General features: G+C 71.7%; 13 protein-coding genes. 5 read left to right on the top strand and 8 right to left on the bottom strand.

The window, feature by feature from the left end:
• Positions 1 to 4: 4 nt before the first annotated feature.
• Together F6W97_RS35860 and F6W97_RS35855 are read right to left on the bottom strand one after the other, a co-directional pair.
• On the bottom strand, positions 5 to 1,171 hold the full coding sequence (locus tag F6W97_RS35860) for a helix-turn-helix transcriptional regulator (RefSeq protein WP_196279471.1): 1,167 nt from the start codon (positions 1,169 to 1,171) through the stop codon (positions 5 to 7).
• 766 nt (positions 1,172 to 1,937) lie between these two features.
• Positions 1,938 to 3,191: a glycoside hydrolase family 16 protein gene (locus tag F6W97_RS35855; protein WP_155375022.1), complete on the bottom strand. Its 1,254-nt coding sequence runs from the start codon at positions 3,189 to 3,191 to the stop codon at positions 1,938 to 1,940.
• 392 nt (positions 3,192 to 3,583) lie between these two features.
• Here F6W97_RS35855 and F6W97_RS35850 point away from each other — a divergent pair, with 392 nt between their 5' ends.
• The 4 genes from F6W97_RS35850 (at position 3,584) to F6W97_RS35835 (ending at position 6,635) form a co-directional block, all read left to right on the top strand.
• Positions 3,584 to 4,513, top strand: a complete 930-nt coding sequence (locus F6W97_RS35850) for an NADP-dependent oxidoreductase (RefSeq protein WP_155375021.1) — start codon at positions 3,584 to 3,586, stop codon at positions 4,511 to 4,513.
• An 18-nt stretch (positions 4,514 to 4,531) separates the two neighbouring features.
• Positions 4,532 to 4,798 carry a DUF4235 domain-containing protein gene (locus F6W97_RS35845; RefSeq protein WP_155375020.1) on the top strand — a complete coding sequence of 89 codons (267 nt, stop codon included), beginning with the start codon at positions 4,532 to 4,534 and terminating at the stop codon, positions 4,796 to 4,798.
• A 211-nt stretch (positions 4,799 to 5,009) separates the two neighbouring features.
• Positions 5,010 to 5,405: a YciI family protein gene (locus F6W97_RS35840; protein WP_155375019.1), complete on the top strand. Its 396-nt coding sequence runs from the start codon at positions 5,010 to 5,012 to the stop codon at positions 5,403 to 5,405.
• Positions 5,406 to 5,411: 6 nt separating this feature from the next.
• The gene (locus tag F6W97_RS35835; RefSeq protein WP_155375018.1) at positions 5,412 to 6,635 is read left to right on the top strand and encodes an RNA polymerase sigma factor; all 1,224 of its coding nucleotides are present in this window, start codon (positions 5,412 to 5,414) and stop codon (positions 6,633 to 6,635) included.
• 6 nt (positions 6,636 to 6,641) lie between these two features.
• Here the strand turns inward: F6W97_RS35835 and F6W97_RS35830 are convergent, their stop codons facing one another.
• Positions 6,642 to 7,667 carry a hypothetical protein gene (locus tag F6W97_RS35830; RefSeq protein WP_155375017.1) on the bottom strand — a complete coding sequence of 342 codons (1,026 nt, stop codon included), beginning with the start codon at positions 7,665 to 7,667 and terminating at the stop codon, positions 6,642 to 6,644.
• 178 nt (positions 7,668 to 7,845) lie between these two features.
• Complete coding sequence (locus F6W97_RS35825; protein ID WP_155375016.1) at positions 7,846 to 8,724, bottom strand: sigma-70 family RNA polymerase sigma factor; 879 nt, start codon at positions 8,722 to 8,724, stop codon at positions 7,846 to 7,848.
• A 136-nt stretch (positions 8,725 to 8,860) separates the two neighbouring features.
• Here F6W97_RS35825 and F6W97_RS35820 point away from each other — a divergent pair, with 136 nt between their 5' ends.
• Positions 8,861 to 9,319 (top strand): carboxymuconolactone decarboxylase family protein, encoded by a 459-nt coding sequence (locus F6W97_RS35820; protein WP_155375015.1) that lies wholly within the window; start codon positions 8,861 to 8,863, stop codon positions 9,317 to 9,319.
• Here F6W97_RS35820 and F6W97_RS35815 read toward each other — a convergent pair.
• From F6W97_RS35815 to F6W97_RS35800, 4 genes are all read right to left on the bottom strand, one after another.
• Entirely contained in the window at positions 9,285 to 10,319 is a 1,035-nt protein-coding gene (locus F6W97_RS35815) for an ADP-ribosylglycohydrolase family protein (protein WP_155375014.1), read from the bottom strand. The two genes, F6W97_RS35820 and F6W97_RS35815, sit on opposite strands and share 35 nt — an antisense overlap.
• Positions 10,320 to 10,409: 90 nt before the next feature.
• Positions 10,410 to 11,873, bottom strand: a complete 1,464-nt coding sequence (locus tag F6W97_RS35810) for a trehalose-6-phosphate synthase (RefSeq protein ID WP_155375013.1) — start codon at positions 11,871 to 11,873, stop codon at positions 10,410 to 10,412.
• Positions 11,870 to 12,220, bottom strand: coding sequence for an STAS domain-containing protein (locus F6W97_RS35805; RefSeq protein ID WP_230687267.1), 351 nt, complete (start codon positions 12,218 to 12,220; stop codon positions 11,870 to 11,872). The genes F6W97_RS35810 and F6W97_RS35805 overlap by 4 nt, the downstream gene beginning before the upstream one ends.
• A gap of 146 nt (positions 12,221 to 12,366) precedes the next feature.
• Positions 12,367 to 13,536 carry a ThuA domain-containing protein gene (locus F6W97_RS35800; protein ID WP_155375011.1) on the bottom strand — a complete coding sequence of 390 codons (1,170 nt, stop codon included), beginning with the start codon at positions 13,534 to 13,536 and terminating at the stop codon, positions 12,367 to 12,369.
• Positions 13,537 to 13,933 lie beyond the last annotated feature (397 nt).

The raw sequence follows: 13,933 nt of genomic DNA, 5'->3' as shown, positions 1-13,933 counted from the left end.
GCGATCAGTCGGCCTGTCCGGGCGCGCGGTGTCGTTCGGACAGCCGTTCCCGCAGGCTGTCGAGGAACTCGGCGACATCACGATTGCCAGCGTACGGGGCGAACCGGGGTAGTAGCGCCGCCAACTGCCGAAGCACGAGCTGAGAGCCGAGGGATCTCGTGGCGCTGACGACCTTTCCGGCGGCCTCGCAGGCCTCGTCGACCTCAGCCTGGTCGATCATGGCCGATACGGCTGTGAGCTGTGCGAAAGCGCGACTTCGGACTCTGTCGGGCGTGCGGGCGGCGATCGCCGAGGCGGTCGCGACACGGGCGAGGGTCGGCCGCCCGAGCTGTCGGTAGCAGCGTGCCTTCTCCAGCGCCAGCGAGCCGCCGTCGAAGACGCTGGGCCATGGCGACGCGGCTCGATGGAGCGGTTCGCTCAGCAGCCGCTCGGCCGTGTCGATGCTCGCGTCACAACGAGCCGGATCTCGCAGGGCCGCGTAACCGCGTGCGCGCATCGCGTGCAGGCGGGCACGCACGCCCGGCGCGGTGTCGTCTCGACTCATAAGACTCAGGCCGCGGTCCGCGTAGCGGATCCCCTCCTCCGGGTGCCGATCATGATGAGCGAGGTGACTGAGACTGGCGAGAATATGGCCGCCCAGGTGCCGGTCCCCGCTCGTTCTGGCGAACTCGAAGGCCCTGTTGAAATGCCGGCTCGCCAATAGCGTAAGGCCGCTGTCGTAGGCCATCCACCCCGCCATCTCCGTCAGCCCGGCCGCGGCGGCAAGCAACTGCGGAGCATCTGCATCGGTCGCGTCGAAAAGTCGCGGGCCGATAGCTTGGCGCAGATAGGCCAGGACGTCTTCGTACAGGAACTGGCCGCCCAGCTGCAAATCGGCGATCCGGAAGTGGAGCATCGTCTGTATGCCGCTGCCGTCCCACGCGGGTGTCCCCGCGGCCCGGCTACTCGCAGTCGCGACGGTGAGGTCAGGTGCGTTCTCCAACAGGCTCGCCAGTTCGCGGATCGTCAGCTGAAGCGCACTTGCCAGGCGCGGACGCAGCCAAGGCTGGGGCATGGCTGCCCCGCGTTCCCAGCGCACCACCGTCGAGCGATCGACGCCAAGCGACTCGGCCAGCTTCTCCTGGCTGAGCCCGACAGTCTTTCGCCGCTCAGCCAGCCTGCCGCGCACCATTGGCGCACCTCCCTCTCTCACGGACATCCACGCACATCAGCGTGGGTGGCGCAATGCCGATGCATCACTTCTGCGCCGTTGCCGACCTGTTGGCGGCGGGCCTGTAGATGGACATTCATATCGGCGTCGTGTTCGGCAGGCTTCGGGGGATTCGGAGTCTGAGGTCCCGGCGCCGCCGGTCGGGATCCGCTGGTTGCGGGAAGAGCCGATCTCCCGCTCGCACCCGGCAGTTCAGCCGCCTCGCCGCCGGTGAGCCCGGTCGTAACCCTGGCCGGACGTGACGATCGTGTCCCGTCCGGCCAGGCGGTCCGTGACGCAATGGGGAAGGTGAGGCCATGACGACTCCGGCTGCTGAAGCCACGGAAACGCCGCCAGGGGCGAGTGGGACGGGGCGGTCCTATCCGCTCGTCGCCCCTTGTCTGCACTGCGGCCGACCGGTCTTGCGCGACAACGACGACCGGGCAATTCACGCGAGTCTGTCCTATGTGTGCCGCGACCGGTGGGGCGGCGTGGCTGCGACAACCGCCGAGGCGGTCTGGCTTCCGCGATAGGCGGGCGGACTCCCCGCCCCTACGTCGAACACGTCTTCTCCACCGAGGTCACCGCCTCATGTCCCCAGGACGAGACGTGCCTCGTCTCCCGGATTCGGCGTACCCGGGAGACGAGGCGGTCGGTGATCCGGCCGCAGTTTCGGGGAAACTGCATCATCGGCAGGCCGAATGGCTGCACTTTCCCCGAAACTGCACCAGCGCGCAGGTGGCGAGCGTCAGCCCTTGCGCCACTTCTGGGCGCCGGTGCCGTTGCAGGTGTAGAGCTGGAGTTTGGTGCCGTTGGCGGTGCCCGCGGCGGTGACGTCGACGCACTTGTTGGCCTGGATGTTCACCAGGTCGCCGGCGCCGCTGAGGACGAACTTCTGCGCCCCGCTGCCGTTGCAGTCCCAGAGCTGGATGGCCGTGCCGTCGGCCGACGAGCCGGCGTTGACGTCCATGCACTTGCCCAGTGCCCGCACGCTGCTGTCGGACTCGAAGGACCAGCGCTGCGCGCCGGTGCCGTTGCAGTCCCAGATCTGCAGCCGGTTGCCGTTGGCGGTGTTGGAGCTGGGCACGTCGATGCAGCGGTTGCTGCCCTGGCCGATGAGCGGGGTGCCGCCGGCGGGCGGCGTGCCGCCGTCCTGGGCGAAGACCCGGACGTAGTCGATGACCATCGACTGCGGGAAGACGGTGCTGCCGTCGGGGGAACCGGGCCACGCGCCGCCGACTGCCACGTTCAGGAGCATGAAGAACGGGTGGTCGAAGACCCAGCGGTTGGCGCCCGCGTCGGCACGGGTCTTGCGGGAGTACTGGATGCCGTCGATGAACCAGGTCACCGAGTCGGGTGCCCAGTCCACGGCGTAGGTGTGGAAGGCGTCGGCCAGCCGCGCGCCGCCGGGCAGGGTGTACTGGCCGGTCAGCGAGCAGCAGCCGGAGTAGCCGGGGCCGTGCAGGCTGCCGTGGACGGTGCCGGGCTCCTTGCCGATGTTCTCCATGATGTCGATCTCGCCGCTGTTCGGCCACGGGTTGGTGGCGATGTCGCTGCCGAGCATCCAGAACGCGGGCCAGATGCCCTGGCCGCGCGGGATCTTGATGCGGGCCTCGAAGCGGCCGTAGGCCTGCGTGAACCGGTCGGCGGTGAGCAGTCGTGCGGAGGTGTACTGGCAGCTGCCGTACCAGCAGCCGTAGCCGGCGGGGTTCTCCCGGCGGGCGGTGATGACGAGGTTGCCCGCGCCGTCGTGCACCGCGTTGTTGGTGCTGTTGGTGTAGTACTGCAGTTCGCTGTTGCCCCAGCCGCCGCCGCCGATGTCGAACTTCCACTTGCTGCCGTTGACGGGCGTGCCGGCGGCCGCGTTGAACTCGTCGGACCAGGTCTGCGGGCCGACGGCGAGGGCGGGGGTGGCGGTGATGACGGTGGCGGGCACGGTGAGGCCGGCCGCGGCGAGCGCGGCCACGGTCAGCCGGGCCAGCAGTCGGGTCGTTCTACGCATGGGACTACCTCCCAGGAGCGTGCTGGGTGTGCTACCAGGCGTTCCGGGCAGAACACATTTGGTAAGCACTGTTAATAAATTGACAACCGTCACGTTAGGACGGAGTCGTCCCCCCGTCAAGAGAGCGCTCTCTATGAGATCGACTCCAGTCCGATGTGGATCAGCACTAGCAGGCGGCGGATGCGCTGTCGTCGCCGCTTCCGGCGACGCGCGCGACCTGATCGGCGTCGGCGGTCACTGAAAGTGACATCCATGCGGAGGGCGGTTACCTCCGACGGGTCAGCCCGGCGGCCGGAGGATGCGTGCTGCCGTCGTTACGGACGGTATCGAGGGTGCGGGCGCTGCCCTAACGTCGCGCGTATTCCATCATGGACACCAGGTGAGGAGTACATATGCGCGCGATCATCAGCGCGGAACTGGGCGCGGCGGCGAAGCTGGCGGACGTGCCGACGCCGTCGGCCGGGCCGGGCGAGGTGCGGGTCAAGGTCTCCGCGTCCTCGCTCAACGGGTTCGACACCGCGGTGATCAGCGGTCACATGGCGGCGTTCATGGAGCACCGCTTCCCGGTGGTGCTCGGCCGCGACTTCGCCGGCGCCGTCGACCAGCTCGGCGACGGGGTCGAGGGCTTCGCCACCGGCGACGCCGTCTTCGGCGTCGTGCTGACATTCCCGCTGCAGGCGGGCGGTTTCGGTGAGTACGTGGTGGTGCCGTCCACGAGCCTCGCCCGGGTGCCAGACGGACTCGACCTCACCACCGCCGGCGCGCTGGGCCTGGCCGGCGCGGCCGCCGCCACGGTCGTCGACGCGATCGCGCCGTTGCCCGGCGAGACCGTGCTGATCATGGGTGCGACCGGCGGCGTCGGCAGCCTCGTGGTGCAGCTCGCCGCCGCGCGCGGAGCCGTCGTGCTGGCGACCGCCGATCCCGGCGAGGGCACCCGGCTGGTACGCCGCCTCGGCGCGCACTACGTCATCGACCGCACCGGCGACGTCATCGGGCAGGTCGCCGCGATCGCCCCGGGCGGCGTCAAGGCGGCGGTGCACCTGGCAGGCGACCCGTTCGCGCTGGCCGAGCTGATCGCTCCGGGCGGCCGGTTCGCCTCGCTGCTCGGCATCGGCCAGGACCAGATGGGTGTGCACGACGTGGTCGCGCTGTCGGTCAACGCCGACCTCGACCCGGCCGGCCTGGAGCACCTGGCCGCCCAGGTGGCGGCGGGCCGGTTGGAGGTGCCGGTGCAGCGCACCTACCAGCTCGACGAGGTGCCGCAAGCCTTCGCCGACTTCGCCGCGGGCAGCGTCGGCAAGCTGGCGGTACGGCTCGCCTGAAGCGGGTATGGGCCTGCCATGAACACGCAGAAGCTGGTCTACAAGCCGATCGGAATGGTGAGCGGCGCCGTGGCCGGTGCCGTCGCCGGGGTGGCGTTCAAGCAGATCTGGCGGATCGCGTCAGGTAAGCGCGAGGCGCCGCACGCCACCGACCCGACGAAGGGATGGGCCGAGATCCTGCTCGCCGCGGCGCTGCAGGGCGCGGTCTTCGGACTGGTCAAGGCCGCGGTCGACCGTGGCGGCGCGCACGGCGTCAAGGCGCTCACCGGCAGCTGGCCGGACTGAGGCAGGGCGCGCACCCAGGGGCTCCGTTCCATGGAACGGAGCCCCTGACCATGCCCGGAGCAGGTCGTTCGCCCTTCCAGAAAAAATCTTGAGAAATGTGCGGCGCGGATGTCGAAGGCGCGCGGCCGGCGGTGTCTACCCGGTGAGAGGGTGGCGGGACAGGCCCGACAGGCGGCCGCCGCCACCACGGATCGCCAGGAGGAGAACCGAGATGAAGTACATGATCATGATGCACACGGGTCAGGACGCCACCGAGGGCATCATGAACTGGTCGCAGCAGGACGTGAAGCGGCACATCGAGTTCCAGCACGACTTCGACCGCGAGCTGCGCGAGGGCGGCGAGATGGTCTTCAACGAGGGCCTCACCTTCCCCGACCAGGCCCGCATCGTCCGCCACGACGGCAAGGGCGCGCCCGCGGTCACCGACGGCCCGTTCCCGGAGGCCAAGGAGTTCCTGATCGGCTTCTGGATCGTCGACTGCGCCGGCCCGGAGCGGGCGTACGAGATCGCGGCCAAGGCGTCGTCCGCGCCCGGCAAGGACGGCCAGCCGCTCGGCATCCCGATCGAGGTGCGCCCGATCGTGGGCCCGCCGCAGGCCGACGCCTGATCCGCGATGACCGACCGGTCGATCGAGGACCTGCTGCGCGCCCTCGCGCCGCGGGTCCTCGCCGTGGTCGCGCGCAAGTACCGCGACTTCGACACCGCCGAGGACGCCGTGCAGGAGGCCCTGCTCGCCGCGCACCTGCACTGGCCCGTCGAAGGGCTGCCGGACAGCCCCGAGGCGTGGCTCATCGCCACCGCGTCCCGGCGGCTGATCAACATGTGGCGCGGCGACGACGCCCGACGCCGCCGGGAGGAGCAGGACTGGGAGCCCGTGGCGGCGGCCGCGGCCGACGAGAGCGCGGCGGACCGTGACGACACCCTGCAGCTGCTGTTCATGTGCACCCACGCCGCGCTGACGCCCCCGTCGGCGATCGCGTTGACGCTGCGCGCGGTCGGCGGCCTGACCACCGCCGAGATCGCCGCCGCGTTCCTGGTCCCCGAGTCCACCATGGGCCAGCGGATCAGCCGCGCCAAGCAGCGCATCCACGCCTCCGGCGAGCCGTTCCGGCTGCCGTCGGGCGCGGACTGGCGGCCCCGGCTCGACGCCGTGCTGCACGTGCTCTACCTGATCTTCAGTGAGGGGTACGCGAGCAGCGGCGGCGGCGAGCTGGTGCGTACCGACCTGTCCAAGGAGGCCATCCGGCTCGCCCGCGAGGTGCACCGGTTGCTGCCGCACGAGCCCGAGGTCACCGGTCTGCTGGCGCTGATGCTGCTCAACGACGCCCGGCGCGACGCGCGCACCGGCCCGCACGGGGAGCTGATCCCGCTGCCCGAGCAGGACCGCGCCCGCTGGAACCGGGCGGCGGTCGCCGAGGGCGTCGACCTGATCAGCGCGGCGTTGAAGCAGCAGGCCGTGGGGCCGTACCAGTTGCAGGCCGCGATCGCGGCGGTGCACGACGAGGCGGCCACGGCGAACGAGACCGACTGGCCGCAGATCCTCGCCCTGTACGGCGTGCTCGAACGCATCCAGCCCAACCCGATGGTCACCCTGAACCGCGCGGTGGCCCTGGCCATGGTCGACGGCCCGCAGGCGGGCCTGAAGGTGCTGGACACCCTCGACGAGCGGCTGCCCGGCCACCACCGGCTGGCCGCCGTGCGCGGCCACCTGCTGGAGATGGCCGGCGACCGCCCGGGCGCGATCGAGCAGCTGCGCGCCGCGGCGGTCGGCACATCCAGCGCCCCGGAGCTGCGCTACCTGCTGACCGAGATCGCCCGCCTGCGCGACGAGGCCTGATCGGCCCTACTGCATGGCGGTTCCATGCGGGTGGCCGAAGGAGACCGGACAGTAGAAGATCCACAGGGAGTAGCCGCGGCCGATCGACACCGCTGTCGGGCTGTTGTCGCTGTGCAGCGAATGGAACTCGCCGGGTTCGGCGTCCTCCGCCGGCCGCCAGCTGCCCGAGCCGCCGTCCCACTCGTCGCCGGCGATCGTCAACAGCAACCGCATCGGTTCGCCGCACTCGGCGCAGTCCATCGGGTGGGGATCGGTGAGATGCCATGAGGCGAAGCCGCCGAGCTTCCATCCCGGGGCGATGGACAGGTCGAACTGGTACGAGTACGCGGGCTCGCCGTCGGAGCAGCGTTCCTCCTGCTCCTCCTCCCACTGCTGGATGCGCTCGTCCAGCTCCTGCGGCAGGAGGCCGCCGTACTCGTACTCGCGTACCTGCTCGGGGTGCAGGAGGCAGGGTTCGGGCAGGTACGAGTCCGAGATGATGAGGGGCTCGGGCGGCACGGACAGCACCATGCCGACGTCGGCGGCGCGCCGCCACACCGGCAGCACCCGGGGGTTGTAGCCGAGTTCGCCGTGATCCAGCGGACACCACAGCACCTGGAGCAGGTCGGTGTCGTCCGGGCCGAGGAAACCCGGCGCGTCCCGCCGATACAGCTGAAGGACGGGGACCATCGCGATCGGCTGCTCGGCGAGTTCGGCGGGGGCGCAGTCGTCCAGGTCGGGCAGCTCGGCGCGTTCCTGCTCGGTGAGCTGCAGCTGCTCGCCGCGGCGGGTGCGGCCCCAGGCCGCGCCCAGGATCCGCCGCCATTGCCGTACGGTCTCCGGCCGGTGCGGCTGGAACAGGTAGTCGTGGCCGTCCGCGCAGTGCGGCCAGGGCTCGTCGGCCGGCCACAGCAGCGGGCCGCCGGCGGAGCTGTCATGCACGGTCGGCATGCCGGGGCGGGGATGCAGCCGGGTGGTGGCACCCACATGATCCCGCAGCTCCGGAAAAACAGCAGCGATGTCGACCGGCCGGGGCGGGGTGGTCCGAGCCATGATTGTCCTCCTGTGAATCGCCGCGATGCGGAGCCTAGCGGGGGTGGCCGCAGCAGCCGGGGCGTGTTCAGCGGGGTGGCTGTCCAGTCCTGCCATGATCGCTGTCTGGTGTCGAAATATGCGGTCCGACCACACGTTTTGACACGAAACAGCGATCATGGCAGGGCTGAGCGGGTCGTCAGAGCAGCGACACGTCCAGGTCGGCGAGGCGGTCCTTGTCGGCGGTGAGGTCGATGGCGGCGATGCGGCCGTCGACGACGGTGAAGGCCAGCACCACGCGCACCTTGCCGCGCGGTGCCCAGACCGCGTTGACGACGCCGTCGACCAGTGCCGTGCGCGCCTCGGCGGCCTGGCCGTTCCAGTAGCCGGCGACCGTGTCCGCGCCGCGCAGTTCGCCCTTGGAGCCGTAGGACACGGCGGTCGCGTCGGCGCGCATCACCACGTCGGGGTCGAGTGCGACGAGCAGCGCCTCGAAGCGGCCCTCGCGGGCGGCGGACAGGAACGCCTCGACGACCTCGCGTCGGCGGGCCTGGTCGACCTCGCCGGCCGGGGCCTGCCCCTGCACCCGGCGGCGGGCGCGGCTGGCCAGCTGCCGGGCCGCGTCGGGGGACTTGCCGATGACCGGGGCGAGCTCGTCGAACGGCACGGCGAACATGTCGTGCAGCACGAACGCCAGCCGCTCGGCGGGGGTGAGCGTGTCGAGCACGACCAGCAGCGCGAGCCCGACCGAGTCGGCCAGCACCGCCTCCTGCTCGGGGTCGGCTCCGGTGGACGTGGCCCCGAGCGGGGGCAGGTCGGCGTCGGCGGTGTCGTCGAGCAGGTCCTCGCGGCGGGTGCTGCGCGAGCGCAGCATGTCCAGGCAGATCCGGCCGACTACGGTGGTCAGCCAGCCGCTGAGGTTGCCGACCTCGGCGACGTCGGTGCGGCTCAGCCGCAGCCAGGCCTCCTGTACGGCGTCGTCGGCCTCGGCCGAGGAGCCGAGCATCCGCAGCGCCACCGCGCGCAGCCGTCCCCGGTCCTGCTCGAAGCGTTCCGCCAGCCGGTCCTGATCGTGCATGTCGCACATACCTCCCCGAATCGTGATCCAGGCCACATCTGTCACATCTTCGGAAAGCGGCCCGTCATACCGATGACGAACGAGATCGGGCCGATGTGACAGGTCCGGCGCTATCAAGATCCTATTGGAGGACACCATGCAGGCTCGTATGACCAACCCCGCCGCCCTGCTGCCCGACGCGGTGAAGGGCATCAACCTGATCTACAAGGCCGCCCACTCCGCGGGCCTGGCCAAGTCGACACTGGACCTGGTGCACCTGCGGGCCAGCCAGATCAACGGCTGCAGCGCGTGCGTCGACTCCGGCGCCCGCGGCATGCGCCAGGCCGGCGAGACCGACGAGCGGCTGTTCTCGGTCGCGGCGTGGCGCGAGACCGACTACTTCACCGAGGCCGAGCGCGCCGCGCTCGATCTCGCCGAGCACGCCACCCGGCTGGCGGACAAGGGCGACGCGGTGCCGGACCAGGTCTGGGAGGCGGCCGCCAAGCACTTCGGTGAGGCCGAGCTCGCCTCGCTGGTGCTGTGGATCGCGACGACCAACTTCTTCAACCGGATCAACGCGGTCACCCGCCAGCCCGCCGGCCAGAACTGGGGCTGAGCTGCGGGACGGGGCCGGCTTCGGGCCGGCCCCGCCGCAGCCCGGCGGGTCGGCGGCCGGTCGCCAGCCGGGCCAGCGCCGCAGCGGCGGCGTGGATGCGCAGCCCGCGGGTGACGTCGGGCCGGGCCGCCACGGCCAGGCTGTGCCCCGGGTGGCGGGCTCCGCAGACCGCGCCGACGATCGTCGCCACGGTCCGGGCCTGCCCGCCCATCATCATCGCGTACCGGATGGCGGCGACCGGGTCGTCGGGGTGGCGCAGGAACGCCGTCAGGGCGGCGGGCACGCAGCGCAGCGCGGTGCGTCCCGAACCGACGGTGGCGGCCGCGTCGGCCGGGGCGCTGCGGTGCCGGACCAGCGTCTGCACCTGGCCGAGCGCGGACCTGAATTCGCTGGTACGCAGCTGCGCGGCGACCAGGTCGAGGAAGTGGTACTTGTCGGCGGCGGCCAGCGGCTGCCCGCGCGCCGCCAGGGCCACCGCGGTGGCGGTCGCGGCGGCCGCGTCGCGGGCCAGCGGGTGCGTGTGCGTGATCCCGGCGGTGCGGCGGGCCAGCGCGGCGACCGTGCCCATGCCCGCGTCGGGCAGCAGTCCCACCGCCCCCGCCCGCACCGCGGCGACACTGCCGAAGCTGCCCTGTCCGTCGTGGACCGTCGGGGCCACCTGCGACCAGCGCAGGCCGCGGCGCACCGCGGACAGCACCCGCGCCGTGCCGGTGTCGGCCAGCTCGGGCCGGTCCGCCGGCCACTCCCGGGCCAGTTCGAGGGCGAGCACGTCGTCGTGCACCCGGCCCGCGTACCGGCCCAGGTGCTCGGCGAGGATCAGCAGCTGGGTCGCGGCCGCGCTGGGCTGCGGCTGCCTGCCGCGCCCGGCCCGCAGCACCGCCTCGACCTGGGCCGGATCCGGCATGGTGGCGTCGTGCAGCGGTGCGGCCAGCAGGTCGGCGCGGGCCGCCATCAGCATGGAGCCGTGCGCACGGCGCAGCAGCTGCGACTGGTCGAGCATCGGTGTCACGGTGGCTCTGCTTTCCTTCCCGTTGCCGCCCGCCGTCCAGGGTCTGCACTGGACGGCGGACTTCACGTCACAGCGTCCGGCTCACGGCCGTCCCGGCCGGGACGCGGTGCGTCCGGGCGTGCCGCCCGGTGCCGTGCCCAGATGCTCGGCGCGTTCCGCGACGGCTGGGCGGGTGTGTCCGGGTGTGGCGGGCACCCGCCGCGGGCGTACGGCCGCCGGGGCGGGGGCCACCGAGGCACGCGCGCGCACCACGGCGAGCACGTGCCGAGCCCAGCTGTCCAGGCCGTGTTCGGCGGGCGCCGGACGGACCTGCGGGGTGGGACCGCACAGGCCCACGGCCGTCGCGATGCCCTCGGCGTAGGCGGCGGTGTCGTGCGGGTTGACCACGATCGCCCCAGGCACGTCCGCGGCGTCGCTGGTCAGCTCGCTGAGCACGACGGTCGCGCCCAGCTCGCCGCGCGCCGCGACGAACTCGTGCGCCGGGTTGACGGTGCCGTGGTGCACCGGGGTGGCCAGCAGGCCGTCGCAGGCCAGGTACAGCGCCGCGAGCTCGCGCCGGTCGGGGTTGTCGCGTACGTAGTGCACGACGGCCTGGCCCACGTTGGCGTGCGTACCGTTGATCTTCGCGATCAGGCGGTCGACCCTTTCCCGCTGCTCCAGCTCGTCGGGGGTGTGCGGGTCGCCGTACGCCACGTGCAGGAGCGCGACCGTGGCGGGCTCGGGCCGGTGCTCGGCGAGGAAGCGCTCGAAGGCGTGCAGACGCTGCTCGACGGCCTCGGACGGGTCCCAGCCCGCGATCGACAGCAGCACCGGTCCACCGACCCGCAGCGCGGCGCGGACCTCCGAGGCGCGCTCGCGCACCTGCGGCAGCCGGGCCAGCCGCCGCATGCCGTCGGTGTCGGCGGGCAGCGCGCAGGCCAGCACCCGCACCCGGTGGTTGCCGACGGCGATCTGGTTGTCGCGCACGGGCAGCCCGTGCACGCGGCCGGCGAGGTCGAGCAGGTTGTCCACCGCGCGGTGGTGCGGCAGCGCGATGACGTCGGCGCCGAGCAGGCCGGACAGCAGCTCACGATGCTCGGGCAGCCGGGCGAACGACTCCGCGGGCGGGAAGGCGCTGTGCAGGTGCACGGCGGTGGCGAGGTCGGGCCGCCGCTTGCGCAGCAATCGGGGCAGCAGCTGGAGCTGGTGCCCGTGCACCCAGACCGTGCCGCCGAGCGCCGCGGACCCGGCGACGGCATCGGCGATGGCGGTGTTGGCCTGCTCGTACGGCTCGAACCAGCCGGGCGGGAACTCGGCCGGCTGGTGGTGGTACAGCGCGCGCAGCAGGCCCGCGCCCAGCCGGGCGTCCCCGGCCCCGGCCTCGACGTGCAGCACGTCGGCGTCGGGTGAGCCGGTGTCCTCGGGCACGGCCGCCCACGCGCCGCCGTGCGCGGCGACGAACGGGCGCAGCGACGCCAGCGCGACGTCGACGTGGTCGCTGCTGTCGTCGGGGTCGGTGGTGGGCACCCGGTCGCCGGCCAGGATCAGGTCGTAGCGGGCTGTCACGCGACCACCGGCCCGGCCGGGGCCAGCTCCACCACCGCGTACGGCAGCAGTTGCATGATCCGGTCGACCTTGGCCAGGCGCAGGACCCGGCGGGCCCGCTCTGACGGCGAGCGCAGGGCGACGGCGCCGCCGTCGCGCACGGCCCGCCGGTGGGCGTCCAGCAGCAGCAGGACGCCGGCTCCGTCGATCGTGTCGCAGTCGGCGAGGTCGACGACGATCTGCTGCGGCCGCAGCGCCAGGGCCTGTTCGAGAAGGCGGTTCACCTCGGGCGCGGACTGCGCGTCCAGGTCGCCCTTCACCTGCACCTCGACCAGCGGCACTGCCTGTGCCGCGGTCGCCGGGACCATGTCTTCCACCTGGGTACCTCCTTGCCGGTGAGTGCGTCAATTCCCCACCCGGCGCGCAGATAACCCTGGCAACGATGACAGTTGTGTGACAAATCCCAAACAGGGCCAGGCCACCCGGTCTCACCGGGCGGCCTGACCCCCACCGACTAGGGGCTGACCAGGTCGAACTGTTCCCACGGGCCGATCGCCGTCCGGTTGGCGATCAGTGCCGCCGCGCCGGCGTTCTCCGCGACGACGTACTTCCCGTTCGCCTGGGCCCGCAAACTCACCGAACCGTTCGAGTTGCGGATCAGCGCGAAGGTCTCCCAGCCGCCGATCGCGGTCCGATTCGCGATGAGCGGGTTCGCGCCCGCGTTGTCGGCGCAGACGTAACGCGAGTTGACCAGCGCTCGCAGCGCGATGTTGCCGCCGCCCCGGTCGATCATCTCGAACCGCTCGGCGCTGCCCGCGGCGGTCGCGCTGGCGATCAGCGCACCGGCTCCGCCGCTGGGGGCGGTGACGAACTTGTTGTTGGCCCGCGCGCGCAGGCTGACCCCGGGTGCCGGGGGCGTGCCGGGCGAGCAGTCGGCGGTGACCGCCCCGGCGGCGATCTGGATGCCGCCGAGCAGCATGCGGGTGAAGTTGCTGTCGGTGTAGCTGGCCTCGGTGTGGCCGAGGCCGGTGTACCAGGCCCGGCCGCCGCCGTAGTTCTGGCACCAGGTGATGGGGTGGTCGCCCATGTTGCCGCCGGTGTAGCTGCCCTCGTTGAGGTTCATCAGCACGCGCACGGCCGAGCGGGGGTTGGACCGGTAGTTGTACCACTCGTCGCTGCGCGTCCAGGTGGCCGGCAGGTGCGCCGTCGAGGCGTTGACCGGCGGCTCGACCCGCAGCTGGGCGTTCTGGATGGCGGGGTGGGAGTGGAAGTACGCCCCGACCAGGCCGCCGTACCAGGGCCAGTCGTACTCGGTGTCGGAGGCGGCGTGCACGCCGACGTAGCCGCCGCCCGCGGCGATGTAGTTCTGGAACGCCGTCTGCTGGGTGGCGTTGAGCACGTCGCCCGTCGTCGACAGCCAGATGACGGCCTGGAACTGGGCCAGGTTCGCCGCGGTGAACTGGTTGGCGTCCTCGGTGGCGGTCACCGTGAAGCCGTTCGCGCTGCCGAGCGTCTGGATCGCGGCGATGCCGTTGGGGATCGACGAGTGGCGGAAGCCGGCGGTCTTGGAGAAGACCAGCACCTTGGTCAGCGGCGCGGCCGACGCGGGGGTCGCCGGGGCGAACAGCGTCGTCGCCAGGACGGTGGCCAGTCCGGCGACCAGGGACAGTACGCGTTTTCGCATGTGACTCGCTCCTTGGAAGAGGGTAGCGCGGCGGGCGGGGTCGGACCGGCGGACGCCGTGAGGCGCGCTGGTCCGGACAGCCGTCGGCGCGGGCGAGGGGCCACGCGGAAGTTCGGCGACCAGACATGACGCGTCCTCGGGGCGCGGGCACGCCCTGTTGACGGCATTCCCGGGTTCTCACCCGCGAACCGGAGCCGGTCGCCGAAACTCGTCTCCGATATCTATCGACGTCGAATCCTATAGGAATGCCGGGGTGAGGGGAAGGCTGCCTCGGCAACTTTCCGCCCGACGACCCTCTGATTTGCTCATTCACACGAAACTTTTGGTTGATCAGAAAAAAGTACAGGTTTCTATCTAGAAACTTTTGCAGATCTAGATTTAATATGGCCGCCACGAA

The sequence above is a fragment of the Catellatospora vulcania genome (assembly GCF_009720385.1).
In the GTDB taxonomy this organism is placed as follows: domain Bacteria; phylum Actinomycetota; class Actinomycetes; order Mycobacteriales; family Micromonosporaceae; genus Catellatospora; species Catellatospora vulcania.
This window is presented reverse-complemented; position numbering and strand designations above follow the sequence as displayed.